The organism is Nonomuraea cypriaca (genome assembly GCF_015645445.1).
Taxonomy (GTDB): Bacteria; Actinomycetota; Actinomycetes; order Streptosporangiales; family Streptosporangiaceae; genus Nonomuraea; species Nonomuraea cypriaca.
In genome coordinates, this window is the sequence record NZ_JADOGI010000517.1 from 1 (window position 1) to 1,384 (window position 1,384).

Genomic DNA, 1,384 nt, shown 5'->3' on the forward strand with positions numbered 1-1,384 from the left:
GGTGGTGGGCGCGGCGGGTCAAGGTGGGGAGGTCGGTGTGGAGGGCCAGGCGTACTGGCGGTTCGGAGCGGAGTGTGGCCTCCAGGGCAGCCAGAGTCAGCTTGTCGACGCGCAGTGCCCGGGCCAGCGGGTGCCGCCGCAGCCGGTGCACCAGGCCGGCCTGGCCGAGGATCAGGCCGGCCTGCGGTCCGCCGAGCAACTTGTCGCCGCTGGCGGTCACCAGGGCGGCGCCGGAGCGGAGCGCCGTACGCGCATCCGGCTCGTCGGGCAGCAGCGGCTCGGGGGCGAGCAGTCCCGAGCCGACGTCGACCACCACGGGCACCGGCAAGGCGCTCAGCTCGGCGACGGAGGCGGCGGCGGTGAAGCCTTCGACGCGGAAGTTCGACGGGTGGACCTTCAACACGAACCCGGTGTCCGGGCCGATCGCTTCGGCGTAGTCGCGTACGCAGGTCCGGTTGGTGGTGCCCACCTCGCGCAGCCGCGCCCCGGTGGATTCGAGCAGGTCAGGGAGCCGGAACCCGTCCCCGATCGCCACCATCTCGCCGCGGCTGATGACGATCTCCCGCCCGGCCGCCAGCACGGTCGCGGCCAGCACCAGGGCGGCGGCGTTGTTGTTCACGACGTGGACGTCCTCCGCCTCGGGCAAGGCCGCCGCCAGTGCGGACATCGCCGTCCGCCCGCGCCGTGCCCGCTCTCCCGTCACCAGGTCGAACTCCACGTCCGTACACCCGGCCGCGGCGCCCACCGCCTCGATGGCGGCCGGTGAGAGCGGGGCGCGCCCCAGATTGGTGTGTACGAGGACACCCGTGGCGTTGATCACCCGCCGCGGCCCCGTGGTCAGCGCGGAGACGGCCGCCGCCACGACCTCCTCGGGCCGGATCCGCCCCTCCCTGGCCCGCTGCTGCGCGGCCGCCACCGCAGCCTTGGCGGCGATACGCCCCACACCGCCGACCACCTCAGCCATCCGGGGATCGGCCAGCACAGCGTCTGTACGCGGAATACGACGGCGAGGATCATCACGACCTGGCACCTCGCCCATCCCGGGATCGGCCAAGTCGGCGTCGGTACGCGGGATACGACGGCGGGGGTCGTCACGGCTCATCTGGACCTGCCCGTACGGCTGCGATCGGCCCGACGGAGGCGCACGGGGATCGAACCCGCCGACGACGCCGCGCGCCGTCCACCGGTTTTGAAGACCGGGGTGCCCACCAGAACACACGCGCCTCCCAGGGACGTAACTTCACGATATGACGGACATCAGGCTCACGCAGTACGCCCGTGGCGGCGGATGCAGCTGCAAGATCCCGCCGGGCGAGCTGGAAACGGTCCTCACGGCCCTCAACGCAGGGCTCACCCAGGAGCGGGACGCGACCCCCGCCCACCC

1 protein-coding gene and 1 tRNA gene are annotated in these 1,384 nt (G+C 73.0%); both read right to left on the bottom strand.

Going from position 1 to position 1,384, the window contains the following annotated elements:
* Positions 1-964, bottom strand: a 964-nt coding sequence (gene selA / locus ITP53_RS55320) for an L-seryl-tRNA(Sec) selenium transferase (protein WP_236052254.1), incomplete at its 3' end; no start/stop codon positions are given.
* 171 nt (positions 965-1,135) lie between these two features.
* Positions 1,136-1,227 (bottom strand) — tRNA-Sec (locus tag ITP53_RS55325).
* Between the last annotated feature and the right edge of the window lie 157 nt (positions 1,228-1,384).